Below are 24,893 nucleotides of genomic sequence, written 5' to 3'. Positions count from 1 at the left end.
AATCGCGTCCGCGCCCATGATCGGTTGCGCGTCGAGCACGCCATCGGCGAGATGGAAGCGGAGGAATCGGATCAGATCGAGCGTGCTCGACGCGACACCGCCCGCGGCGTGCATGGTCGCGTCGGACTTGGTGAACGCCGGCTTCACCGAGCCGAACTCGAGCGAGTAAGGAACCGCGTGATCGGGATCGGACAGGTAGCGGGTCGCAGACGTGGTGCTGCGCGTCATGCCGAGCGGAGCGAACAGTTCGCGCTCGAGCGGCCGTTTCCAGCTGCCGCCGCAGCGCTCCGCGATCATGCGGCCGGCGATCGTGTAGTGCAGATTCGAATACTCGAACGTCCCGGTCGGTCGCGTGGCCGCCAGCAGCCGGGCGAAGCGCGCCGGGGTCATGGTTCCCGAATAGGCCTCCCCCATCGTGATGATGGGGTTCTGGAGTCCGGCGCGATGACACAGCAGGTCGCGCAACGTGATCGAGTCGGTGGCCGCGGAATCGGCGAGCCGAAAGCCCGGAAGCACCTCGCGACATCGCGTATCGAGTGCGAGGCGCCGTTGTTCGTCGAGTCGGACGCTCAGCGTTGCGACCAGCGGCTTGGTGCACGAGGCGATGTAGAACATGGTCTGCGGCGTGACCGGCAGACCTCGCGCCACGTCACGCTCACCCGAAGTCGCGAGGAGTACCAGTGAGTCGTTGCGCACGACGGCGATCGCGAGGCCGGGAATGCGCAGCGAATCGCGCATCGTCTCCCAGCGCGAGAGTCGCGCGGCGAAGCGAGGCGCGAGCGGTCCCTCCGCGCGAAACGCGGCGACCGGTTGGACCGTTCCGAGGACCGACAACAGCGCAGTGGTGACGCACACGAGCACAACGGAATTCATCGCGACGCTCCGGATCTGGACACCGCACGGCCGGCCACTCACGGCCGACGCGCCGGCATGTCGATCCGGTCTGACCGGCCGACCGCGCGCGCGGGTTTCAGTGCACCGCGTCGCCCGGCGACTTCGGTCCTCAGGCCTGCGGGTCGGCCTCGGCCGATTCGAGCAACTCGCCGGCCAGATCACCGACCGCGGCGAACGTCTCGCGGGCCGCCTCGAGCATCGCGTCGCGCTGGGCCGGTTCGAATTCGATCGCGTTCATCACGCCGCGGAACTCCTGCCACAGCGGACGCTGCTGATCGCCGTGCGGATCGAGGTAGCTCATCGCCGCGGCCGACTCGCGCGGATTCACGTCCCACGCCTTGGCGAGCGCACGCGCGATGAACGAGTTGCCGTTCTTGCTGCCCTCGAGCACGTAATGGACGCCCATCAGCGCGAGCGGATCTCGTGTGGCCAGGTCGTCGAGGTATTCGACGAAGCGCGATACCGACGGCAGCGCCGTGATCGAATCCGGATCGTGCCCCAGCACGCGCAAGTCGGCGGCGAGGCGCGGCGACTGCATCAGCTCGTCGCGCAGCAGCGGCGCGAGTCGGGCCTGCCCGGTCCGCAGCGTCGCGAGATGCCGTTCGAGCCGCGAGTGGATGAGCCGCATCTGGCCGAGCCACGTCGCGTACTCGTCGCGCGTGACGGTCGCCTTCACGAGCGCGATCTGAAACGGCTGGGTCTCCGCGCGGCGGTGCAGGTCGGCGGTGCCGTCGCGCAGCAGGTCCATGACTCCGGGGCTCGTCGTTGCACTCGAGGGCTGCTCAGCCATTGCGGGATCTCCACCAGATGACGACCGCCGGCACGATCAGCCACAGCAGTCCTTTGATGAGAAAGAAGAGGAAGCCGAGAAAGCCGAGCTGGCGGACGCGGAGCCAGAAGCGGCTCCAGCGAGGCGAGCCTGCCTCGACCATCTCGGTCAGGACCGGATTCGCCGCCTGAGCCCGAAAGCCCTGCTTGGCCTCTCGATCGACGTTCATTAGGGTGACCTAAATAGCAGTAGTGCACCCTTACGGTCAAGTGTTGAGTCCACCTAACTCGGCCTCAGCTGCGTGCGCGAGTCTCTGCCAGCACGCGCTCGAGGAACGCTTCGCGCGTGACGGTCTCCTGCTGGCCGACGCCCTTGCGGCGCGGCGTGACGGTGCCTGCTTCGGCTTCGCGCGGACCGACGACCAGCATGTAGGGGATCTTCTCTTCGACTTCGGCGTCGCGGATCTTCGCGTTGAGCTTTTCGTCACGCAGATCGCACTGCGCGCGGACTCCCTGCTCCTTCAGCAGCCGGGTGGTCTCGGTCGCGTAATCGAACGCCTTCGGGTTGGTCGGAATCACCATGACCTGAGTCGGAGCGATCCACACCGGGAAGTCGCCGCCGGTGTGCTCGATGAAGATGCCGGCGAAGCGTTCGAGCGAGCCGTAGAGCGCGCGGTGCAGCATGATGCACTCGTGCTCCTGCCCGTCGGAGCCGGTGTAGGTCACGCCGAAGCGCTTCGGCAGGTTGAGATCGACCTGAATCGTCGGGCACTGCCACTCTCGTCCCAGCGCATCGCGCAGCTTGACGTCGATCTTGGGCGCGTAGAACGCGCCGCCGCCCTCGTCGACTTCATAGGGCAGCCCGCGGCGCTCGAGTGCCGCACGCAGCGCTTCGGTCGCGAACGTCCACTCCTCGTCGGTGCCGAGCGACTTCTCTTTGGGGCGCGTCGCCAGGTAGCAGACGTGCTCGTACTTGTAGGTGCGCAGTAGGAAGTCCATCAGGTCGAGCACGCCTTCGACTTCGGAGGCGAGCTGGTCCGGAGTGCAGAAGATGTGCGAGTCGTCCTGGGTGAAGCCGCGTACGCGCTCCATGCCGTGCAGCACGCCCGAGCGTTCGTAGCGATACACGGTGCCGAGTTCGGCGTAGCGGATCGGCAGCTCGCGGTACGAGTGCTTGGTGGTCTTGTAGATCATGATGTGGCCGGGACAGTTCATGGGCTTCATTCGAAACGGCTGCCCGTCGATGTCCATCGGCGAGTACATCAGATCGGCGTAGTTCTGCAGGTGGCCGGAGACCTCGAACAACTTCTCGCTCGAGATGTGCGGGGTATACACGAAGTGGTAGCCGCGCCGCTGATGCTCGTCCCTCCACAGCGTCTCCATGAGGTGACGCACCATGCCGAGCTTCGGGTGCCAGAACACCAGCCCCGGGCCCACTTCCTCGTGGAGCGAGAACAGCTCGAGTTCGCGACCGAGGCGCCGATGGTCGCGCTTGAGCGCCTCCTCGACTCGCTTCAGATGTTCTTCGAGCTCCTGCGGGCTTGCGAACGCGGTGCCGTAGATGCGCTGCAGCATCTCGTTGCGCTCGCTGCCGAGCCAGTACGCACCCGCCACGTGGGTGAGCTTGAACGCACCGATGCGGCCGGTGCTCGCGACGTGCGGTCCGCGACACAGGTCGACGAACTTGCCGTTGGTGTAGGTGGTGACCTTCGCGTCTTCCGGGATCACCGACAGGAAGTGCAACTTGTACTTCTCTCCCGCCTTGTCCCAGTGCGCGCGCGCGGCTTCGCGGGTGGTCTCAGCGAACTCGAACGGCTGGTCGGCCGCAACGATCTCGCGCATGCGCGCCTCGATGCGCTCGAGATCGTCGGTACTGAAGGGCGTATCGCGTGCGAAGTCGTAGTAGAAGCCGTTCTCGACCGGCGGTCCGCCGGCGACCTTCACGTCCGGAAACAGCTCGGTGACCGCGGTGGCGAGCACGTGTGCAGCCGAGTGCCGCAGTCGATAGAGCGCCTCCCCCCCGGGATAGTGGGAGACGTCGGGACGGTCTTCGGTTGCGACGGACATGGCGGGATCCAGGAAGATGGTGGGCGTTACTGGACTTGAACCAGTGACCCCTTGCTTGTCGAGCAAGTGCTCTACCAGCTGAGCTAAACGCCCGCGAGGCCGAGCATTTAGCCGCAAGCGACGCGTTCGCGTCAAGGCGCGGTTCGCACCCCCGGCACGCGGTCGACGAGCCACAGATTCGGAACCTCGACCTGATTGCCGGCCGAGCCGAGGATCAACCGTCCATCGGGCGTGGTCTCGACCTGGTCGATCGCGATCGGAAGCCACAAGGCTTCGTACGATCGATCGCGCTTCACGTGGTGCACGCGGATGCTCGAACCGGCGTAGGGCCACGTGGCCGTCGCGGCCGTGGAGATCGCGTAGACGAAGCGCTTCGAGTCGAGCCACGCGCCGACCGACGGCGAGCCCTTCGTGAGCGGCAGCGTGAGCGGGCGCGCCACTTCACCCACCACCAGCAGCAGGATCGCGCCACTCGAGTCCGGACGCGCCCGCACGCTCACCGCCAGGCGTTTCGCGTCCGGCGACCAGCGCGGACCGCGCAGGCCGCGGCCGTGTTCGCGATGGACGATCTTCTCGCCGCGCCCGGCCGAGTCCGCAATCGCGAGCACCCACTCGATCGCGTCGCCGCGCGACTCGCGTCTCAGGTAGGCGAGCCACCGGCCGTCGAGCGATGGATCGGCGTCGAGCGCGTCCGACAACACCCGCGTGCTGCGTCCGTCGGCGAGCGCGATGCGATACACCGATGTGCTGGTCGAATCCGACGCGGTTACGAGCACCGCGCGCGCGTCGGCCGTGAAGCGCGGGAGCCCGACCGCGCCGGTCGCGATCGGCGAGCGCTGACCTCCGGCGAGCGGCCGCTTCCAGACCCCGAGCGCTCCTCCGAACTCCGAGAACCACACCAGCCAGCGGCCGTCGGGCGACACCGCAGGCGACTCGTCCGCCGCCCCCGCTTCCGTGATCGACACGAACCGCGGCGGCTCGGGCGGCGGCGGAGTCGCGAGCCGCAGCGTGAACGAACCGATCAGCACCCCGGCGAACAGAATGAGCGCGAACGGTATCAGCTGGCCGGATCGGGTCGGCGCGGTCACGCGAAGCTCACACGCGCCGCCCGATCGCGCCCGCGATGGTTCGCACCTGTCCCACCAGTTCCTCGAACTGCTCGGGGTACAGCGACTGCGCGCCGTCCGAGAGGGCGTGATCGGGATCGTGATGCACTTCGATCATCAGACCATCGGAACCGGCCGCGATCGCGGCGCGCGCCATGGGCGCAACCTTGTTGCGAATGCCGGTACCGTGCGACGGATCCACGATCACCGGCAGGTGCGAGAGTTCCTTCACCACCGGAATCGCGTTCAAGTCGAGCGTGTTGCGGGTGTAGGTTTCGAACGTCCGGATGCCGCGTTCGCACAGGATCACCTGGCGATTGCCCTGCGACATCACGTGCTCGGCCGACATCAGCCATTCCTCGATCGTTGCGGCGAGTCCGCGCTTGAGCAGCACCGGCTTGTCGAGCTGGCCGACCTCGCGCAACAGCGAATAGTTCTGCATGTTGCGAGCGCCGATCTGCAGGATGTCGGCGTAGCGCGCCATCAGCGCGACCTGCGCGGTGTCCATCACCTCGCTCACCACCGCGAGCCCGTGCGCATCGGCGGCGCGGCGCAGGATGCGCAGTCCCTCCTCGCCGAGCCCCTGGAACGAGTAGGGCGAGGTGCGCGGCTTGAAGGCTCCGCCGCGCATCACCGTGGCGCCGGACCTGGCGACCGCCGCCGCGATCGTGAACGCCTGCTTCTCGCTTTCGACCGAACAGGGTCCCGCCATGAGCGCGAGCTGCTCGCTGCCGATCGTCACTCGCCCGACCGAGATCAAGGTCGCCGCGGGCTGAAACGCGCGGCTCACCAGCTTGAAGGGCGACGGGATCTTCTCGAGTCGTTCGATCGCCGCCCAGCCCGCCGCCTGTGCCCAGTCGACCCGCCCCACCTCGCCGACCGCGCACAGGCGCACCTGGCCTTCATGGTCGGTACGATGCACGGCGAGCCCGAGCATGCGCAGCCGCGACGTCACGTCACTGACTGCGGACTCGGCGGCACCCGGTTTGAGCAGGACCAGCATGTGGGCAGTGTTCCTCTTGAGTGGTGATGATGCGATGCGAGTCGGCGGCGCGTCAGGCCTCGCGGCCGCGCAGCGCGCGCTGCCGCAGCCACACGTCCATCAGCACGATCGCCATCATGCTCTCGGCGACCGGCACCACCCGCGGGCAGATGCACGGGTCGTGTCGCCCTTTGATCTCGATCGTCGTGGTCTCGCCCGACGCCGTGGCCGCGGTCTGCGGTTTGCCGATCGAGGTCGCGGGACGCACGGCGACCCGCACCACGATTTCGGCACCATTCGAGATCCCGCCCGAGATGCCGCCGGCGAAGTTGGTGAGGTAGCGCGTGCCGTCGAACGCGTCGTTGGTCTCGGATCCGCGTCTGGCGACCATGCCGAATCCGCCGCCGATCTCGACGCCCTTGGTCGCGGGGATCGAAAGCATCGCCGCGCCGAGGATCGCATCGAGTTTCGCCATGGTGGGATCACCCCAACCCACGGGCACGCCGCGCGCGATCACTTCGACCACGCCGCCGACCGAGTCCTGCTCGTCGCGCGCGCGTTCGATCACCGCCGCCATTCGCAGCGCGGCCGCGGCATCGGGACATCGCACCGGGTTGTTCTCGACCTGTTCCCAGTCGCGCTCGGACGCCCGCTCCTCGCCCACCTGGACGGTGCCGCCGACGAGGCTCACTCCGACCGTCGCGAGCGCCGCTCGCGCCAGTGCGCCGGCTGCCACGCGTCCAACCGTCTCCCGCCCCGACGAACGGCCGCCACCTCGATGATCGCGCATGCCGTACTTCTGAAAGTAGACGTAGTCGGCGTGCCCCGGGCGGTAGACCGACTTGAGTGCGTCGTAATCCTGCGAGCGCGCATCGGTGTTGCGGACCAGCATGGCGATCGGCGTGCCGAGCGTCATGCCTTCGAACACACCCGACAGGATCTCGACGCGATCCGCCTCCTGGCGCTGCGAGGTCAGCGCACTCTGCCCCGGCCGGCGCCGATCGAGCTCGCGCTGAATCATCGCCGCTTCGATCGCGATCCCGGGCGGCACGCCGTCCACCACCACGCCGACTCCCGGCCCATGGGACTCGCCGAACGTCGTGACGACGAACAGCGTGCCGAACGAAGAGGACATGCTCAGCGCCGCCGGGCCGGTTTGCGCTTGCCGCCGCGTGCCGCCGACTTCGTCCGGCGCGAGCTGCTCCCGGCGCGAGAAGCGCCGGCGGTCACCGCGGCATTCACCTTCGCCCGAAACGCGAGGTGAGCCGCTACGAGTCGTTCGAATTGATAGAGATAGCTTGGCCGGATGTCGGCGCGCGCGGCAACGATCCAGCTCTTGCATCGCTCCCAGGTCACGACGTCTTCCCCAGTGTGATCGAAGAACAGTTCGGCGTTCATCGCCCCGCGGTTGACCAGCGTGCCGACCATCTCCCAGTACGAAATCGTCATGCGGAACCAGCGGTCCTCGTCGCTGTGCGACAGGTAGAGCGCCTTGATCTCGGCCCATTCGCCGGGCTTGAACTGGGTCAGGAACCAGGCCCGCGCGCGGCGCAGCTCGGGCTCGCGTCGAACCTCGTAGAGGTGGAGCAGCAGTTCGGCGTCGGCGTGAGTCGGTTTCGACATGGCGCACCTCGTGAGAAAGGTTGAGAGCGGATGCGCGCAGGCTAGCAAGTGCGCACGCATGCGCAAAACCGCTCGGCCTTTCTCGCCCCGCGCGACTGTGAGAGCGTTCGAGTCATGTCCCGCCGCGCCGCTGCCGGTCCTGCCATTCCAATCGAACCCACTCGACTCGCGCGGCGCCTCGGAACCCTCGATGGCGCGCTGCTGACGATCGGAGCCGTGGTCGGCACGGGGATCTTTCTCACCGCGGGCGATGTGGCGGCCGCGGTGCGCGCCCCCGCACTGGTGATCGGAGTCTGGATCGGCGCCGGGCTTCTCACGCTGGCCGGTGCGCTCGCGTATGCGGAACTCGGCGCGATGCTGCCGCGGGCGGGTGGCCTCTATCACTTTCTCGCCGAGGCATGGGGCCCGGTGTGGGGCTTCCTGTTCGGCTGGGCGTGCTTCCTCGTGATCATGTCCGGAGGGATCGCCGCGATCTCGATCGGATTCGGCGAGTACCTGGTGGGAGCACTTCCGGGGCTCGAGCTCGCGCTGGCTCCCCTCTCTCGAACGCTTCGCACGGGAGCGCCGCAGCTCGTCGCCGCGGCGGGAATCGTGGTGCTCACGGCGGTCAATCACTTCGGGGTGCGATCCGGTGCGACCACTCAGAATCTGTTCACGTTCGCAAAGGCCCTCGCGCTGTTCGTGCTCGGGCTCGCCGGACTCGCCGCCGGCGGTGGGGCTGCCGGCCTGCACCAGGTCGCAGGAGTGGCATCGGACTCGATGCTCGCAGGCTCGGCCTCGGGGTCCGCGTTCGCGGGAGCGGCATGGGGCGGACTGTCCGTCGCGCTCATCGCGGCGCTCTGGACTTACGACGGCTGGTACGCACTGACCTTTTCGGCGGGAGAACTCCGCGAGCCGGCGCGTTCGCTTCCGCGTGGTCTGCTGATCGGTGTGGCTGCGGTGGTGGTGCTCTACGCGCTCGTCAACCTCGCCTACCTGCGGGTGCTCCCGATCGAGCAGCTGTCCGGATCGCGCCGCGTCGCCGAAGCGACGGCGGCCGCACTGTGGGGAGCCAGCGCCGGGCGGGCGATCGCGTGGCTGGTCGTGGTGTCGTCGTTCGGCTGCCTCGCCGCCACCATTCTCTACAGCTCACGGCTCTACGGGCCGATCGCCGAGGCCGGGCACCTGCCGTCGGCGTTCGGAGCGGTTCATCCACGCTGGCGCGTGCCGGTCGTGAGCCTGTGGGCGCAGAGCGCCTGGGCGGTGGCACTGACGCTCTCGGGCACCTACGCGTCGCTCTACACCATGGTGGTCTTCGTCGGCATCGGCTTCCACGTCGCGGCGGTGCTCGGACTGTTTCGCTTGCGCATCACGCATGCTGCGCTGCCGCGCCCCTACCGGGCATGGGGCTATCCCGTGCTGCCGTTGATGTACGCGATCGCAATGCTGGCCCTCGCGTTCGATACGCTGCGTGCCACACCTCGCGAATCGACGATGGGCCTCCTGCTCACGCTCGCCGGGCTTCCGGCCTTCGCGTTGTGGAGGCGGTTCCGGTCAGGGAAGTCGCACCAGCCGCCGGGTGACGTGCCGACCGTCTGAGCTCGCTCGCGCGAAATAGAGCCCGGCAGGCGCCGCAAGTCTTGTCGCGGAACAACGACGCCGAGAAAGCGATCCGTGATGTGAAGCAGGCGCAGCCCAACGTCGCGTTGATCAACCACCTTTTCGATGCGACCGAGTTCTGGCTCAAGGACATGGATGTGGCCGGCCTGCGTCTCGACGTGCCGAACGAAGTGCCCTACTGGTTCGATATTCGGCATGACCTACGTCGGCGCGCCTCACATCTACTATGGCGACGAGATCGCCATGGAGGGCGGCCGCGATCCCGACTGCCGGCGGCCGTTCCTGTGGGGCTGGCAGCAGGCCCCCAGGCGCGTCGAGATGCACCACTACTATCGGAAGCTCGCGACGCTCCGAAACGCGAATCCGGCACTTCGTACCGGAACCTTCCGCACGCTTCATGCGGCCGGAATGGTCTACGGCTTCGAGCGCAGCGACGCGAACGCCACATTCGTGATCGCGCTGAACGCGAGCAAGGCGGCGGCGCAGATGCCGCTCGACCTCACTGCACGGGGCGGCGCGGTCACTGCGACAGTCGCGATGACGGGTGCCACCGAAACGTGGAAGCCCGGAGCGAGCGTCTCACTCCCGGCCGAAACCGGTCGGGTGTTCCGGATCGCGAAGGCCGGCCGCTAGGCGCGCGCCGGCTCGAGGGCCGCGAGCGACGCCTCGCTCGCGGCATCGAACAGATGCAGGTGCTCGTATCCGGCGTGGAGCGTCGCGTTCGATCCCGGCGTCGGCGAGACCTGCCCCGGGACGCGAGAGATCAGCTCTCCCACCGAGGTCGCCCAGTGGACGAGCACTTCGTTGCCGAGCGGCTCGCTCACCTCGACGCGGGCGGGAATGCTGATGCCGTCGCCGGTCGGGCTCAACACGAGGTTCTCGGGGCGGACGCCGAGTGTCACTTCACGGCCATTGAGCGGCTCGACTCGGGCGGCGAGTGCGGCCGATAGCGGGAAGCGAATCCCTTCCGCTTCGAGCGAGCGGCCATCGGCGGCCGCGCGGGTCGCCACGAAGTTGATCGGCGGGCTGCCGATGAAACCGGCGACGAACTGGTTGGTGGGACGGTTGTAGAGCGTGAAGGGATCCGCGATCTGCTGCAGCACGCCCTTTCGCATCACGGCGATCCGCTCGCCCAGCGTCATGGCTTCGACCTGGTCGTGCGTGACGTAGACCGTGGTGGTGCGTGCGCGTGCGTGGATGCGCTTGAGTTCAGCGCGCATGTGAACGCGCAATTTGGCGTCGAGGTTCGACAGCGGCTCGTCGTAGAGAAATACCTTGGGCTCGCGCACCATCGCGCGCCCCAGCGCGACGCGCTGTCGCTCGCCTCCCGACAACTCGCGCGGCCGGCGTTGCAGGTAGCCGGTCAGGCCGAGCAGTTCGGCGGACTGCTTCACCCGTCGCTCCACCTCGGGCTCCGGCAGCTTGCGACGCCGCAGTCCGAACGCCATGTTGTCGTGAACGGACATGTGCGGGTAGAGCGCGTAGTTCTGGAACACCATCGCCACATCGCGGTCCTTGGGCTCGACTTCGTTGACCACCCGCTCGCCAATGCGGATCTCGCCCGCGCTGATGTCCTCGAGGCCAGCGATCATGCGCAGCAACGTGGACTTGCCGCATCCGGAAGGGCCGACGAGCACCAGAAACTCGCCGTCCGCGATCTCGAAGCTCACGTGGTCGACGGCGTACGTGCCGCGACCGTAGGTCTTGGTGACGTCACGCAGGGACACGCTGGGCATGGGCTCGAGACTCCGAGAGTGCGGCGGGACGGCGGGATCGACACGGCGCAGGCCCCGACAATCTAGCCGAGCGGCACCCGTGGCTCAACCGCAGACCGGGCTACTGCGAGGCGGGCGGCTGGCTGGCGAGCAGGAACTGGAGCAGCGCCGGGACCCGCGCTGCCCATGCGCGCTCGTCATGGAGCGCGCCTTCGTCGACGAGGAAACACGCATCGACGTTTTCGCGGCAGTCGCGGGCGAGCAGCGCGAGGTACACGGCCTCCGCGTCACGGCGGGTCAGCTCCCAGCCGGCCGGTCCGCCCTCGCGCGTTCCGATGTCGATCCAGACACGAAGCCCGGGGCGTGCGCGCGCGGCGGTGCGACGCACCAGCTCTGGCCCTCCCCACCAGGCGGCAGGGGAAACGCAGCCGACCATGCCGAAGGTCTCGGGGTGCTCGATCCCCAGATAGAGCGAGACGATACCGCCCAGCGACGATCCGACGATTCCGGTATGCGCCGAATCGGGCAGCGACCGATACTCGCGATCGATCTCCGGCTTGACGCGTTCGATGACGAAGCGACCGAACGCAGCGGCTCCGCCCCCTTCGCGAGTCCCGTCCGGCACCGGAGTGTATTCCCACGAGCGGCGCGGCGAATTGGGAATCGCCACCGCGATGAACGGTGGCAGCTCTGCGGCCCGGATCAACCACACCAGAACCTCGCGCGAGCGCGACGCCTCCGACGACGACCGTCGCAAGGACGACGGCCGTCATCGTGCGTCGCGTCATCGGATCAGCGCGAGCCGCAGGGTGCGCTCGAAGCCGTTCGAGCGCAGACGGTAGAAGTAGAGCCCGTCGCGTACCGCACGTCCTGCGTCATCGCGTCCGTCCCACCGAAGCAGGTGTTCGCCCGCTGCGCGCATCCCCGCACCGAGCACCCGCACCCGCCGTCCGGCCGCGTCGAAGAGTTCGAGGCTGGCGTTGCCCGAGTGCGCGAGCGCGAAACGGATCTCGAACGGCGCGCGGCCGGGATTCGATCGCACCGGGTGCAGAGCATCGGCCGTCGGGGTCGGATCGCCGACTCCGACGCCGCTCGCGGCGAGCGTGAAGTCAGCGTCGCTCGTGTCTTCGCCGACGTTCGTCGACGGATCGCGCGCGATCACGCGCACTCGCGCGGTGGTGGTGGGCAGCTGCGTGATGCTCCACGCGAAGGTTCCGGAGTTCGCGATCGCGGAGGCCAGCACCACCGGCGTTCCGGCCCCACCGGGCTCGAACACCACGTCGACGCTCGACACGCCGGCCAGATCGGTGGCCGCCCACGTCACGTTGTGTGTGCTCCCCACGTTCCAAACCTCGCCGCCATCGGGCGCCGAGACCGAGACGTCCGGCGCGGCCAGATCGACGGCCGCACGCCACATGCTGCGCCCGTGGGTCGCCGCAACGAGGTAGTCGTTCGTCGTGTCGAGCTTGAGTTCGTAGATGGCGACATCGGGCATCGCGGTGCCCCCGTCGACCCACGTCGAGCCGGCGTCGAGAGACGCGTAGACGCCGTAGTCGGTGCCGAGGTAAAGCCGATCGACGTCGGGGCGGAAATCGACCGCAAGACTCAGGCCGCGCAGGCCGTTCGGGAGATCGCCGGTCATGCTCGACCAGCTCAGCCCCGCATCGGTGGTCCGCATGACCCGTATCCCGCTGGCCTGGTCGACCGACACATACGCGCGGTCCTCGTCGTCGGGGTCGATCAGTACGTTCGTGAGTGCTCGCGACGGCAGTCCGACGCTGCGGTCGTTCCAGATCGCGCCGTCATCGGTCACGAACACCCGACCGTTGTCGCTCGCGGAATAGATGCGGTTCGAGTTGCCGACCGCCACCGCGAGATCGAGCAGCACCCCGCCCGGCGCCAGGGACGGACTGATGAGGTTCCACGATCCGCCCGAATCCGGACTCTTGTAGACCCGATAGGTTCCGACGTACAGAGTCCCCGAACTGTTCGGATCCTCGATCAGCGGGCCATTGCACCAGTCCGCGTTGTCGCCGTTCGACTGCCACGGGCCGGTCACGTCGCCGAGATAGTTCGTGTCGTCGAACTTGGACAGGTACCAGAGGAACACGTAGGTCTGATAGAAGATGTTGGGGTTGTCGCGCTCGTAGACCACCGGTCCGCCATCCCCCGTCACCCATTGCGGCCACACCGGCACGCCGGTGTAGCGCACGGTGCCGTTGTCCTGCGTTCCGCCGAGCAGGTCGCTCGGATTCGAAGGGTGAAGGCCGACGGTATAGAACTGAGTGATGCCGAGCCCGGTGTTTCGGGCGCTCCAGCTGTTGCCGAGATTCGTGGTCCGCCACACGCCACCGTCGTTGCCGAGCCACAGCGCCCCGTCGGCCGCGAACGCCAGGTGGTGCTGATCGGGATGCACCGAGTTGGTGACGTCGGTCCACGACGTGCCGCCATTGGTCGAGCGGATCACTCCCGCGAGACTCGCGTCGTACGGATAGATGCCGGCCGCGAACACGATGTTCTCGTTGGTCGGACTGATCGCCACGGCGTTGTCGTACCAGCCCTGGCCGCCGAGGTAGTTGGGGACCCCGGCCAGCGCGGCCCAGGTGACGCCGGCGTCGGTGCTCTTGTAGAGACCGTTGAGATCGCCGCCCGGAGTCGCGACGCTGGCGAACAGCACGTTCGCGTTCGTCGCTGCGATCGCGAGATTGATGCGGCCGAAGTCGGCGACCGGCAGTCCGCCGCCGAGCTGCGTCCACGACACACCGCTGTCGGTGCTCTTGAATAAGCCGATCTGATTGATCGAGGCATAGGCGAGCGCCGGAGTCGATGCATGGACGATCAGGTCGTCGGCACTGCCGGCGCCGAGCGAGCTGGTCCACGAGCCACCCGAGTCGGTGCTGCGTACCACGCCGTCACTGCCCGCGACGTAGATCGTGCTCGGAGCGCCCGGCTTGAGCTTCACGCGCGCGATGTAGCTCCCGACCTGACCATTGTCCGCGAGCTTGGACCAGCTGGCGCCACCGTCCGTGCTCTTGAAGATGCCATCTCCATAGAAGCTGTCGCCCGAGTAGTGGAGTTCGCCGGTGCCGTAGTAGAGCTTGTTCGGGGTCGCCGGATCGATCTCGACCCAGCCCGAGGCAAGTGTTGGAAGCCCGTCGGTGAGCACCGTCCAGCTCGCGCCACTATCGGTGGTCTTCCACACCCCACCCTGTGCGGCCGCGATGTAGGCGATCGATGGAGTCGTCGGGTGCGTCGCCACGCACGAAACGCGCCCCGAGGTCGGACGTCCCGCCGACCAGTAGTCACCCGTCATCGGGGCGGGGCCGAGGAAGTTCCAATCGAGTCCGCCCGGCCCGGTGATTTCGAGTTCCTCGCGCATGGGTCGGATCGCGAGGCCGAGTGGAACCGTCTGCCGCGCCAGCGAACCGGCCGCGCGCGCCGCGAGTTCCTGATCGGTCGCTCGACGTGGCGGAGCCTCGCGACGCGCTTCGCGCGCGAAGCGACCGGCGGAGGCGCCCCTCACCCGCTTCTCGGATGCGAAGTCTTCCTCGTTCTCGGCGGCCGCGATCGAGACCGATCCGAGTGTGATGAGCGCCAGCGCGAGCAGCCACTCGAAGGGACGAAGCGGACGAGACATGGGTACTCCGGGCTCGAGGACACGACTGCGGCGGGCGGGAATGCCCCGGCCGCGGGGAGTTGCGACTGCACGAGGATAGCGAATCGGTCGCGGCCGCTCCAAGGCATGCGACCCGGCGCGCGCGAAGCGAGTCCGAGCGCAGGGTTCCCGTGCTAGGTTGCGGCCGTGACCGTGTGCATCCCGAACATCAGCGGACCCGCGCGCCGACAGCGTCTGGTCGGCGGAATCATCGGTGTGGCCGCTGCGATCGCGGTGCTCCTGGCGGTCGAGCGGCTCGGGCTGCCGAGACCGTGGCGGCTGATGAGCTTCCCACCGCTGCTGCTCGGCGCGATCGGGCTATTGCAGGCGCAGCGCTCCACCTGCATCGCGCTCGCGGCCACTGGCCGCCGCGACCTGAACGGTGCCCGCGACACCGTCACCGACGCGGCCGCGCGCGCGCAGATTGCCCGGCAGTCCGCGGGCGTGCTGCGCGATGCGGTGCTGGCATCGCTCGTGATTGCGGGGCTCACGCAGCTGGACTGAGCGTGCTCTCCCCACTCACGGCATCACCACCGCGCGGGTCAGCAGGCTGCGGTCGTCATGCGTGAGTCGCACCAGATAGAGGCCCGCCGCCAGTCGCCCTTCGGTTCCGAAGTCGACCGAGTGCGTGCCGGGACCCATGCCGCCGACTTCGGTGCTGCGCATCACACGCCCGTTCACGTCGATCAGCTCGAGCCGCGCCGCGCCTGCCTGCGGCAGCGAGAACCACACGCGGAAGTCGCGCACCGCGGGATTCGGCCGGAAGCCGCTCAACGCAAGCACGCGCGGTGCGCCGGCGACGCCGACGGCTCCCGCTCGAACTTCGAAGGGCGCATTGCTCGCATCGAGCGCGACGTTGCCGGCGCTGTCGGCCGCCGTGACCCGTACGCGCATCTGGGTCGAAGCCGTGGCGGGTGACGTCCACGCGAAGGTGCGCGCGGTGTCGGCGAGGCCGCTCGCGATCGGCAGCCAGCTTCCGCCGTTGTTGGTCGAGTAATGCAGTGCGAAGGAGCCGAGCTTCACGTCGTCGTTCGCGGTCCATCGGATCGGCACCTGCGAGTTCACCAGGTACAGCTCGCCGCCGTCGGGCTTCGTCACCGTGACGGTGGGCGGAATCAGATCGAGGCGCCGGAAGCTGGCTTCGATCGTGTGGTCAGCGAGCACGTTCGTGAAGCTGTAGCCGCTCGGGGTTCCGACCGAGGCGCCGTCCACCCGCACGTTGGCGAGGACGAAGGTGTCGGTGGGCGTGATCGTAAAGCTCTGATTGCCGCCGATCGCTACGACCACGGTTCCGGCCGGGGCGATCGAGCCGCCGGGACCGGCGCTCGCCACGATCGGGTAGCCGATGCGGACGAACGTCGCGCTCAACTTGTGATTCGCGGTCACGTCATTGAACGCGTAGCTGCTCACCGCACCGACCGGAGTTCCGTCGACCTCCACTCCGCTGATCGCGAAGCCCGGCTGCGGCGTGATGGTGTAGTTGACGTTCGAGTGCTGCAGGACCCGATTGGTGTCGCCGGGAGTCACACTGCCTCCGGCCCCTGCGCTCGCCACGATCTGATAGCGGAAGAATCGATCCCGATCGGCCAGGAACGAGGCATTCGCCGCCGCGTCGTCGAATGCCCCGTTCCAGATCGTGACCTGCCCGAGATCACCCGCGAAGTACTCGCCGTGCTGGCTGAGTCCGCGCCAGATCGAGGCCCCGATCCCGACCTGCGAGCCCTGATCGCCAAAGGTCGCCCACGAGCTGGTCAGTGTGCGCACTCCGTTCAGGTAGACGCGTACTTCGCCCGGTTGCTTGGCGACCGCGACGTGATACCAGGTGTTGGGCTGCACCGCTCCGATCGGCTCCCACCCCGGGTGATCGAGGAATACGCGAAGCTGGGCGTTCTGATACTCGATGCTCATTCCGGGAGCGCGTTCGAACGACTCGAGCCACTCCATGAGCGTCTGCTCGGTCGTGACGTTCGCCGGTGTCCTGAACCACAGCTCGCTGGTGGCGGCGGTCGGCGGCAACAGCTCGGAAATGGCACGAGGCGCGAGCGTGACCACGTCATTGGTGCCGTCGAAGCGAAGACGCGATGGATCGCCGGTGCCGCCCGCGCCCTGCCAGCCGCTGGTCGTGGTGCCGCCGAAGTTGGTGAGCGTCGCGTGAGTCGGTGCGCCTGCGAGGTCCAGCCACGGAGAGGTCGCGCCGGGCACCGGGTACGCGGCCGCGCCGTTGGCCTGATCCGCGCGCAGGTGCACGAGCCGCGTGGGTGCAGCGGGTACGACCGGATTCGGCAGGTAGCGCGAGGAATCGGCGGCGAAGCGCGCCAGGGCTTCGGAGTCGTTGAGCGCGCCCCGCCAGATCTCGACGTGTGAGATCGCGCCGTCGTAGTAGTCGCCGTAGAAATTCGGGAAGCCGTCGATGATGCGGTAGACCGAGGTGCCGATCCCGACCGGGGTCACCTGCGTGCCGAGCCACGGATCTCCACCGGTGAAGACGCGTTGTCCGTTCACGTACACGCGCGACTCGTCCAGCTCCTTGGCGAACGTCACGTGGTACCAGCGATGCGGCTGAAGCGTTGCGACCTCGACGAACGCTCCGAGCCACACGATCAGCTTGCCGTCGCGCACGATGATCGCGAGGCCGCGATCACCGGGCGCGAGCCACTCGATCAGGTAGCGCAGCGTCGGATCGGCGCCGTCGAAGTCGGTCTGGAACCACACGCTCGCGGTCGCGGGCTTCATCTCCTGCAGTTCGGGAATGCTGCCGGCCGGGATCAGCGCGCGCTCCTCGTGACCGGTCAGCTCGAGCCGATGCGGATCGCCGAGTGTTCCGTTGCCAGTCCAGCCACTACCGAGGCTATTCGGCAGGAAGTTCTGAACCAGCGCGTCGTGATTGTTGCGCAAGTCCTGCCATGGCGAGCCGTTGAAAGGCGCGCCGTAGGGACCGGCACCGTTCGCCGAATCGGCGCGCATCACCACCACCGGGTAGGGAGTCGGCGAGAACGACGCGACGATCGTGTGACTGGCCGTGACGTTCGAGAACTGGAAGCTCGTCCCTCCCGCGACCGAAACGCCGTCCACCTTGAGTTCGCGAACGCGATAGCTCGAGTCGGGCGTGATCGTGTAGCTCACCGAGCCGCCATGCGGAACGGCGGTTGCGCCGAGTGGCGCGATCGCGCCGTTGGCGCCGGCGCTCGCGGTGATGGAGTAGATGTTGATGGCGAAGCTCGCGGCGATGGTATGCGGCTCGGTCACGTTCGTGAACGAGTAGGCCGTGACGGCTCCCACCGAAACGCCGTCGACCAGCACGTCGAGCACGTGATACCCGGTTGCGGGCGTGATCGTGAACGCCTGAGCGCTTGCGTGCGGCACCTGGACCTGGCCGGTCGGAGCGATCGAGCCGTTGGGGCCGGCGCTCGCGGTGATCGGGTAGCTATTGATCTGGAAACTCGCCGCGATGGTGTGTGGCGCGGTCACGTTGTTGAAGGTATGGCTGGTCACCGCGCCGACCGAAGCACCGTCGACGAGCACGTCGAGCACGTGGTAGCCGGCGTTCGGTGTGATCGTGAAGAGCGGACTGGCACCGAAGGTCACCTGCACGTTTCCGCCCGGAACGATGCTCCCTCCGCCCCCGGCCGTCGCTGCGATCACGAACGTGTCCGGCGCGAAGGTCGCGGTGACGGCCTTGTTCGCGTTCATCGTGACCGTGAGCGGGTTCGCGTTGCCGCTCGCATCGCCGCTCCAGGCGCGCAGATGCCAGCCGGTGATCGCAGTGGCGCTCAGATCGATCAGAGTCGCATGGGTGTAGAGCGGACGGTCGGGGACCCGAACGACGCTGCCGCTTCCGATCGTGGTGACGTCGAGCGTGTACGAGTTGATCTCGAAGCTCACGGAGATGGTGTGGTTCGCCGCCACATTCGTGAACGTGTAGCTGGTCGGCGCCCCGACCGACACGCCGTCCACGAGCACGTCGAGCACGTGGTAGCCGGCTGCGGGAAGCATCGTGAAGACCGGGCTCGTGCCCTCGGCGACCGGGACGGCGCCGGACGGCGAGATCGATCCATTGGCGCCCGCGCTGGCCGTGATGGTGTGCAGCGGGCTGAAGGTCGCGGTCAGCGTGCGCGCACCGACCAGGGTGAGCGAGAGCGGATTCGCGGTCGTGGCGGTGTCACCACTCCAGCCGGCGAAGCCGGATCCCGACGCCGGATTCGCGGTCAGCTGCACCACGGTGCCGTGAGCGTAGCTCGCCTGACTCGGCAGCCGGGTCACCGTGCCGTTGCCGACCACGTTCACCGTCAATGGGTAGAGGTTGATCGCAAACGAGACGCTGATGGTGTGCGGGGCGGTCACGTTCGTGAAGGTGTAGCTCGTCGGCGTGCCGACCGAAGCGCCGTCCACCAGCACGTCGGCGATGTGATGGCCGACCGCCGACGTGATCGTGAAGCTCTGATTGGCGGCCTCGTTCACCGCGACCGATCCCGCCGGCGCGATCGAACCGTTCGCTCCCGCGCTCGCCGTGATCACGTACGTGATCGGCGCGAAGATCGCGTGAATCGTGTGATTCGCGACCACGTTCGTGAAGTCGTAGGTCGTCACGGTGCCGACCGAGACGCCGTCGACCTGAACGTCGACCAGTTGAAAGTGCGGCGCGGGCGCAATGGCGTAGTTGCGAGCGCCGTGTTGCGCGACCAGCGAGGTTCCCGCCGGCGTGATCGAACCGCCGGGCGTCGCACTCGCGGCGAGCTGGTAGCTCTCGTAGATCGCACGATCGGCGTTGAAGGCGGCGAGCGCCCCGGAGTCGTCGAGCGCGCCGTTCCAGAACGTGACCTGGCCGACCGAGCCGTTCAGATACTCGCCGTGCTGGCCGGGGCCCCGGAAGATGGACGCGCCGATCGCCACTTCGGAATTGGGCTCTCCCATGTTCGGGATCGCCGAGGTGCTGACTCGAACGCCGTTCACGTACACGCGCCACTCGCCCGGTTGCTTCGCGACCACGACGTGATACCAGGTGTGCGGCTGCACGCTCGCGACGTTCACGAAATTCGGCCGCCCGTTATAGACCGCGAGCTGGCCGTTCTCGGTGAAGATCGTCATGCCGGTGACGAGCGCATACGACTCGAGCCATTCGAGCCAGTACTGGTTACTCGTGACTTCGGCGCCGGTGCGTACCCACAGCTCGGCCGACATCGCGTTGGTGTTCAGCAGTTCGGTCACGGCGCCCGCGGGCAGGCGCACGAGATCGTTCGTGCCGTCGTAGCGCAACCGATACGGATCGCCGATCACGCCGGCGCCGGCCCAGCCACTGCCCGGGTTGCCGGCGAAGTTCAGCAGCGTCGCGTTGCTCGAAGGCGCGGTCAGATCGACCCACGGCGAGCCCGCCCCCGGGATGCCGAATGGCCCGGTGCCGTTCGCCTGGTCGGCGCGCAGCTGGAGTGCCCGCGCGGGAGTCGGCAGCGGCGGATTCGGCAGGTAGATCGCCTGATCGGCACTGAAGCGCGATAGGACCTCGGGTCCCGAGAGCGCGCCGCGCCATACCTCGACGTGCGAGATCGAGCCGGTCCAGTAGTCGTCGTAGGTGCCGCTGCCGTCCAGGAACCGATAGACCGAGGCGCCGATCGAGAATGGCGTGGTCTGTGTGCCGTTGAGGGTGCTGGCCGCGCTCAATTGCAGCGCGCCGTTCAAGTACACGAACACCGAGTCAGCGGTCTTGGCGACGGCGACGTGGTACCAGCTATTCGGTTGCAGTGCAGCAACCTCGGTCCACGGGTTCAGGTAGACCATGAGTTTGCCGTTTTGGGTGGAGATCGCCATCCCGGCTCCACCGGTCTGCAGCCATTGCAACAGGTACTGAATGCGCGAATCCGGGAAGTTCTGGTCGGTCTTGAACCACATCATCGCCGTGACCGGTTGCAGTGTCTGCAACTCGCTGATCGCCCCGGCCGGAATCGAGACGCGGTCGCCGGTGCCCGAGAACTCGAGCCGATAGGGCGAAGCGATGGTGCCATTGCCCCGCCAGCCGGTCGCGAGCGTTCCGTCGAAGCCCGAGAGCGCGCCGTCGTAGTTCTGACGCACGTCCTGCCACGGGGAAGCGGCACCCGGAATCGGATGATGTGTCACACCGGTCGCAGAATCGGCGCGCATCACCACGATCGGAAACTTGGTCTGAGCGAACGCCGTGGCAGCGAACAAGACGCCACCACTCGTCACGATCGATGCGATGAGCCGACGGAGTCGCGCGTGAGAGTGCACCAGGGAAGTTCCTCCTTGTGCGATCAGAGGCAAGCAGTCTGGCATGGGTCAAGCACCGCTGCCACAAGCGATTTGCACGTTTTCCAGTGCAAAATGCGCGGTTCGCCCTGACCACTTCGAGCTGCGGCTCGATGCGGTGAGTCGCTAGCGCTCGCGCGGTGCCTCACGGCCGAGAAACGCCGCGAAGGTCGAATCGAGAGCGCGCGCGAAAGCCTCGCGACCGGCTCCCGTCAGTCGTGCGTCGGGATGCGCGAGCACGTAGTCCGACGGCGGCATCTTGCCCTCGCGAACTTCGCGGCCCGACTTGCCCGCGCGTCGCATCATGCGCCGATTGGTGGAGTCGAACTCCGAGAAGTTGAGCTCTTCGCGACCCTCGTCGACGTGGCCCTTGAGCTTCCAGGAAATCGGGGCGACCGAGGCGTACCACGGCCAGCGCGTTTCGTTGCTATGGCAATCGAAGCACGCGCGCTTCGCGAGCGCGCGAGTCTCGGCGTTCACCCACGTGGGCTCGGCCACCACCGGTGGGTTCGAGTGATCGCGTCCGTAGGGCACGAGCTGAAGCCCGCCAAACAGGAGCAGTGCGACGCCACTCGCGATCAGGAACTTCTGCGGGTTGGACAACGACACCTCCGGGACTCGGAACTCGGGTCGCTCGAGTGGGGTAACCCGAGGGTCTCCACCCCTCGAAAGGAGCACCGCACATGCGCAAATCATGGAGCCCATGGCTCGGCCTGATCGCGGCCTTGATCGCCACCGGCTGCGAAACGCAACATTCGCAGCTGGCGTCATCCACCGCTCCTGCCCTCGAAGATGCAGCGAGTGCGGTCGACTCGGCAACTGCGGAGGCCGGCGCCGAATTCGATGGTCATTCGCGCGGACGTCGAGACTTCTACCCCCTGACGATCGGCAACCACTGGCGGTATGCGCGGACCTTTCAGGTGTGCGTGCAGGCCGCCGGCTCCGACGATTGCGTCCCGTTCTTCGCAAGCGCGGCGACGCGTGACATCGTTCAGGAGTGTGAGACAACGGTCGATGGCCGACCGTACGTGGTCGAGAGCCTGACCGATACCGATTCTGCCGGAGCGTCCTCGCGCCGGGGGTCCAATCTGCTCCGCCAGGATCGATCCGGATTGTATCGCTGGGACGGTTTGCTCCAATCGCCGCCGTGCGGACCGAGTGCAGCGGAGCTGAGCGCGCGTGTGGATCGCGAAGCCGCAGCAGCCGTCGAGCAGCTGGCGCGCGACACCCGCCGCTCGATGACGCGCCAGGCGGCGTGGGGTGCGGTTCAATTCAAACGTGAACGGGTCGACGAATTGGTCCACGGCCGCGGTTGGAGCCGTCCCGGCGGGGTGCTTCCCGGCGAGATCAGCTCCCTTCGCTATCCGCTGCGGCGCGGCGCAACGTGGGTGATTCGGGACGCCCCGCGTTTCACCGCCACGGTGATTGCGCTCGAACACCTCCGGGTTGGAAACCGGCATCTCGCGGCATGGCTGATTTCGGTCGAAAGCGAGCTGTTCGGACCTGACGACGTGGTGCGAGTCCGTTACTCCCCGTCGGGATTCGCGGGGCTCGAGACCGACTTGCGCGCCACCGCGACCGACGCCGACGGCAATCCGATCGAGACCGTGATCAGCCGCGAGCTCGAGCGCCTGACCTGGTTCGAGCTCGCGAGACGTCGAGACTAGAGCGACGTCTGACCGGGCTGGAGTCGCGTGGCTCGGAGTGTCAGGATGCGACACGCCGCGTTCAGGTTGCGATCTCTCGACGCATTCGCCGGAGGTGTTACGTGAAGTACCTCGTACTCGGAGCCACGGGAACCGTGGGCTCGCAGGTCGCACGCGAACTGATGAAGCAGGGCGCGACAGTTCGTGTCCTGACTCGCAATCCCGAAAAGGCCGCGGCGCTCGGCCCCAACGTGGAGACCGTGAAGGGCAACCTCCTGGACCCCGCGTCCCTCGAGGGACTCTTCAAGGGCGTCGATGGCGCCTTCCTTCTGAACGCCGTCGGCTCGACGGAGTGCCAGGAAGGACTCATGGCGGTGAGTGCGGCGATCACGCAGAAGCTCGCGCGCATCGTCTACCTGTCGGTCCAGCACGCCGATCGCGCGTCCTATCTGCCGCACTTCGGATCCAAGATCGGCGTCGAGCACGCGATCGAGCGCTCCGGCATCCCCTTCACGATTCTGCGGCCCAGCAACTTCCACCAGAACGACCAGTGGTTCAAGGACGTGATGCTTCAGTACGGAGTCTATCCTCAGCCGCTCGGTGGCACCGGGGTATCGCGCGTCGACGTGCGTGACATCGGAGAGGCCGCGGCGATCGCGCTGACTCAGAATGGGCATCAGGGCAAGACCTACGATCTGGTCGGCCCGCGGGGCATGACCGGAATCGAGACGGCGAGCATCTGGAGCAAGGCGCTCGGCCGCGAGATCCGCTACGGCGGAGACGACCTGGATGCGTGGGAGAAGGCGAATGCGCCCTACCTTTCCGCCCCGATGCTCTACGACTTTCGACTGATGTACCTCCACTTCCAGACGCGTGGACTGCTCGCGACCGCCGACGAGGTCGCGACCCTGACCCGGGTGCTCGGTCATGCCCCGCGCGACTTCGAGTCGTTCGCGGACGAGACCGCGAAAGCCTGGATGGCGGCGTCGGCGACTCGCTAGCACATGACCAACCGACGCCGGGCTCGACCCATCGAGCGCCTCGCGCTCCTGCTCTCGCTCTTCATGGCGCTGCCCGCCATCGAGTGGTGTCCGTTCTCGTGGAGCGAGTGTGACGTTGCGTGCGCCTCCTCGCCGAGCTGTTCGGGTCCCTCCCGTTGCGGTGTGGCGCCGACCGCCGCTGCGCCGATTCCGCAAGGCGATCGCGCCTGGTGCGTGCATCGGCCGCTCGAGGGGTTGCTCGCGCGCGACGTCGAACTGACGCAGCCGGCGGCGACTGCAACGCTTGCCGAATGGTTCGAGCGCGAGTCGCTCGAAGCTCCGCGCATCACCGCAGTCGCCTGGGAGCGGCGACCCTTAAGCGTTCCGGTGCGATTGCGTCCGCACGCGCCGCCCCTCGCACGAGCGCCGCCCGGGGTGTGAGAGATCTTGCGTTCGAAGGGCCGCGCCGTCTGTGCGCGCGGCTCTCACCTCACATCGATCGGAAAGGAAGTCTCATCATGAAGCGCATGTTTGGAATCGCAATTCTCGCCGCGGTGCTTGGAGCCAGTGCACTCGCAGTCGCGGGTGACACGAAGCCCGCCAACCGAGCATGTCCGACGGAATGCTCCCGACCGTGTCCGGAGCCGTGCGGAAGTCCGTGCGCAAGTTCCTGCACGATGAATCCGTAGACGAATCAAGCACGGGTCGTCACGCGAGTGCGTGGGGACTCGAAACTCGCGGGGCGCCGGCTTCGGCCGGCGCCCCGATGAGTCGTGCAATCGCAGCCCTCGAGATTCGCCGCTAGCGAGTCGCGGCGCGGAGCTGTTCCAGCTGGGCGCGGGCGCGCGTCTCCAGATTGCGCCGGTACTCGGGTGCGCCGCGTGGAGATTCTGCGAGATTCCTCAGCACCCGCTCGTAGGCCGCGATCGCATCCTGCGTCCGGCCGGCGGCGACCAGCGCTTCGCCGAGGCTGTCGAATGCATTCGCGGACTGTGGGAAGCGTTCCGCGTTCTTGCGCAGAATTGCCACGGCTCCCGCGGTCTGCCGGTGACTGAGCATCGCGAATCCGAGCTGGTTCAGTGCCTGCTCTCCGAAGTCGAAACTGTCCGGGCGTGCGACGAGCATGTGGTCATAGATGGCCAGCGCGGAGTCGAGCTTGCCCTGCATCAGTGCGGGCAGCATGGCTTCGGCGATCGAGGGTTTGCCGGGTGCTGGAGCGGGCGGGTCGACTCGCAGGCCGCGTTTGAATCGCAACGAGACATTGCGAATCTGCGCGAAGTCGACGAGCGGATTGCCGGCCAGCACGATGAAGCTCGCCTCCGCTCCAGCGGTCAGCGTGCCGACTCTGCGCTGCGGCAGGATCACCTGTGCGGTCTGCCCCGCCAGCAGACCGAGCAGCGTGGTGTCGCTGAAGACGCCGAGCGCCCGAATACGCTCCGCCTCGTCGATCACCGTGAGGGCCGGATGGTCGGTGCCGAGCGCGAGGCTCACGCCGGCGGCGTGCAGGAGACGCAGGTTGTCGCGATGAATCGACTCGAGGTCCGGACTGCCCTCGGCGGAGCGGTGGCTCACGACTGTCGTCACGACGGTCACGTGTCGC

Annotated in this window: 20 protein-coding genes and 1 tRNA gene; 6 read left to right on the top strand and 15 right to left on the bottom strand. The window is 67.4% G+C overall.

Features of this window, described 5'->3' with window-relative positions; translation table 11 throughout:
- The 9 genes from HOP12_02850 to HOP12_02810 form a co-directional block, all read right to left on the bottom strand.
- On the bottom strand, window positions 1-873 hold an 873-nt coding region (locus HOP12_02850; protein ID NOT33088.1), incomplete at its 3' end, for a beta-lactamase family protein.
- Between the two features lie 130 nt (window positions 874-1,003).
- Window positions 1,004-1,684 carry a biliverdin-producing heme oxygenase gene (locus HOP12_02845; protein ID NOT33087.1) on the bottom strand — a complete coding sequence of 227 codons (681 nt, stop codon included), beginning with the start codon at window positions 1,682-1,684 and terminating at the stop codon, window positions 1,004-1,006.
- Window positions 1,677-1,826, bottom strand: coding sequence for an alanyl-tRNA synthetase (locus tag HOP12_02840; GenBank protein ID NOT33086.1), 150 nt, complete (start codon window positions 1,824-1,826; stop codon window positions 1,677-1,679). The genes HOP12_02845 and HOP12_02840 overlap by 8 nt, the downstream gene beginning before the upstream one ends.
- Window positions 1,827-1,956: 130 nt before the next feature.
- Window positions 1,957-3,729, bottom strand: coding sequence for a threonine--tRNA ligase (locus HOP12_02835; GenBank protein ID NOT33085.1), 1,773 nt, complete (start codon window positions 3,727-3,729; stop codon window positions 1,957-1,959).
- Between the two features lie 17 nt (window positions 3,730-3,746).
- A tRNA-Val gene (locus HOP12_02830) sits at window positions 3,747-3,822 on the bottom strand.
- A gap of 38 nt (window positions 3,823-3,860) precedes the next feature.
- Window positions 3,861-4,817 (bottom strand): hypothetical protein, encoded by a 957-nt coding sequence (locus HOP12_02825; GenBank protein NOT33084.1) that lies wholly within the window; start codon window positions 4,815-4,817, stop codon window positions 3,861-3,863.
- Between the two features lie 7 nt (window positions 4,818-4,824).
- Window positions 4,825-5,838 (bottom strand): 3-deoxy-7-phosphoheptulonate synthase, encoded by a 1,014-nt coding sequence (aroF, locus tag HOP12_02820; GenBank protein ID NOT33083.1) that lies wholly within the window; start codon window positions 5,836-5,838, stop codon window positions 4,825-4,827.
- A gap of 52 nt (window positions 5,839-5,890) precedes the next feature.
- Window positions 5,891-6,952: a chorismate synthase gene (gene aroC, locus HOP12_02815; protein NOT33082.1), complete on the bottom strand. Its 1,062-nt coding sequence runs from the start codon at window positions 6,950-6,952 to the stop codon at window positions 5,891-5,893.
- 2 nt (window positions 6,953-6,954) lie between these two features.
- Window positions 6,955-7,440: a hypothetical protein gene (locus tag HOP12_02810; GenBank protein NOT33081.1), complete on the bottom strand. Its 486-nt coding sequence runs from the start codon at window positions 7,438-7,440 to the stop codon at window positions 6,955-6,957.
- Window positions 7,441-7,554: 114 nt separating this feature from the next.
- Between HOP12_02810 and HOP12_02805 the strand changes: the two genes are divergently transcribed.
- Entirely contained in the window at window positions 7,555-9,018 is a 1,464-nt protein-coding gene (locus HOP12_02805) for an amino acid permease (GenBank protein ID NOT33080.1), read from the top strand.
- Window positions 9,019-9,234: 216 nt separating this feature from the next.
- Window positions 9,235-9,672 (top strand): hypothetical protein, encoded by a 438-nt coding sequence (locus HOP12_02800; protein ID NOT33079.1) that lies wholly within the window; start codon window positions 9,235-9,237, stop codon window positions 9,670-9,672.
- On the opposite strand, the gene ugpC is transcribed toward HOP12_02800, so the two are convergent.
- The 3 genes from ugpC to HOP12_02785 form a co-directional block, all read right to left on the bottom strand.
- Window positions 9,669-10,775 carry a sn-glycerol-3-phosphate ABC transporter ATP-binding protein UgpC gene (gene ugpC, locus HOP12_02795; protein ID NOT33078.1) on the bottom strand — a complete coding sequence of 369 codons (1,107 nt, stop codon included), beginning with the start codon at window positions 10,773-10,775 and terminating at the stop codon, window positions 9,669-9,671. The genes HOP12_02800 and ugpC overlap by 4 nt on opposite strands.
- A gap of 100 nt (window positions 10,776-10,875) precedes the next feature.
- Window positions 10,876-11,466, bottom strand: coding sequence for an alpha/beta hydrolase (locus HOP12_02790; GenBank protein NOT33077.1), 591 nt, complete (start codon window positions 11,464-11,466; stop codon window positions 10,876-10,878).
- Between the two features lie 72 nt (window positions 11,467-11,538).
- Window positions 11,539-14,391 (bottom strand): hypothetical protein, encoded by a 2,853-nt coding sequence (locus tag HOP12_02785; GenBank protein NOT33076.1) that lies wholly within the window; start codon window positions 14,389-14,391, stop codon window positions 11,539-11,541.
- Window positions 14,392-14,556: 165 nt separating this feature from the next.
- Here HOP12_02785 and HOP12_02780 point away from each other — a divergent pair, with 165 nt between their 5' ends.
- On the top strand, window positions 14,557-14,913 hold the full coding sequence (locus HOP12_02780; protein NOT33075.1) for a hypothetical protein: 357 nt from the start codon (window positions 14,557-14,559) through the stop codon (window positions 14,911-14,913).
- A gap of 15 nt (window positions 14,914-14,928) precedes the next feature.
- Here HOP12_02780 and HOP12_02775 read toward each other — a convergent pair whose 3' ends face one another.
- Window positions 14,929-20,649 carry a hypothetical protein gene (locus HOP12_02775; GenBank protein ID NOT33074.1) on the bottom strand — a complete coding sequence of 1,907 codons (5,721 nt, stop codon included), beginning with the start codon at window positions 20,647-20,649 and terminating at the stop codon, window positions 14,929-14,931.
- 144 nt (window positions 20,650-20,793) lie between these two features.
- Complete coding sequence (locus HOP12_02770; GenBank protein ID NOT33073.1) at window positions 20,794-21,363, bottom strand: heme-binding domain-containing protein; 570 nt, start codon at window positions 21,361-21,363, stop codon at window positions 20,794-20,796.
- On the opposite strand from HOP12_02770, the gene HOP12_02765 reads away from it, so the two are divergent.
- The 3 genes from HOP12_02765 (at window position 21,351) to HOP12_02755 (ending at window position 23,734) form a co-directional block, all read left to right on the top strand.
- Window positions 21,351-22,334 carry a hypothetical protein gene (locus HOP12_02765; protein NOT33072.1) on the top strand — a complete coding sequence of 328 codons (984 nt, stop codon included), beginning with the start codon at window positions 21,351-21,353 and terminating at the stop codon, window positions 22,332-22,334. The two genes, HOP12_02770 and HOP12_02765, sit on opposite strands and share 13 nt — an antisense overlap.
- 101 nt (window positions 22,335-22,435) lie before the next feature.
- Window positions 22,436-23,314 carry an NmrA family NAD(P)-binding protein gene (locus tag HOP12_02760; GenBank protein NOT33071.1) on the top strand — a complete coding sequence of 293 codons (879 nt, stop codon included), beginning with the start codon at window positions 22,436-22,438 and terminating at the stop codon, window positions 23,312-23,314.
- Window positions 23,315-23,317: 3 nt separating this feature from the next.
- Window positions 23,318-23,734 carry a hypothetical protein gene (locus HOP12_02755; protein ID NOT33070.1) on the top strand — a complete coding sequence of 139 codons (417 nt, stop codon included), beginning with the start codon at window positions 23,318-23,320 and terminating at the stop codon, window positions 23,732-23,734.
- A 360-nt stretch (window positions 23,735-24,094) separates the two neighbouring features.
- Here HOP12_02755 and HOP12_02750 read toward each other — a convergent pair whose 3' ends face one another.
- Entirely contained in the window at window positions 24,095-24,865 is a 771-nt protein-coding gene (locus tag HOP12_02750; protein NOT33069.1) for a hypothetical protein, read from the bottom strand.
- Window positions 24,866-24,893: the final 28 nt, after the last annotated feature.

It is taken from the genome of Candidatus Eisenbacteria bacterium (assembly GCA_013140805.1).
Taxonomy (GTDB): domain Bacteria; phylum Eisenbacteria; class RBG-16-71-46; order RBG-16-71-46; family RBG-16-71-46; genus JABFRW01.
The sequence above is the reverse complement of the archived record's forward strand: the minus strand, read 5'-3'. Positions and strand labels throughout refer to the sequence as shown.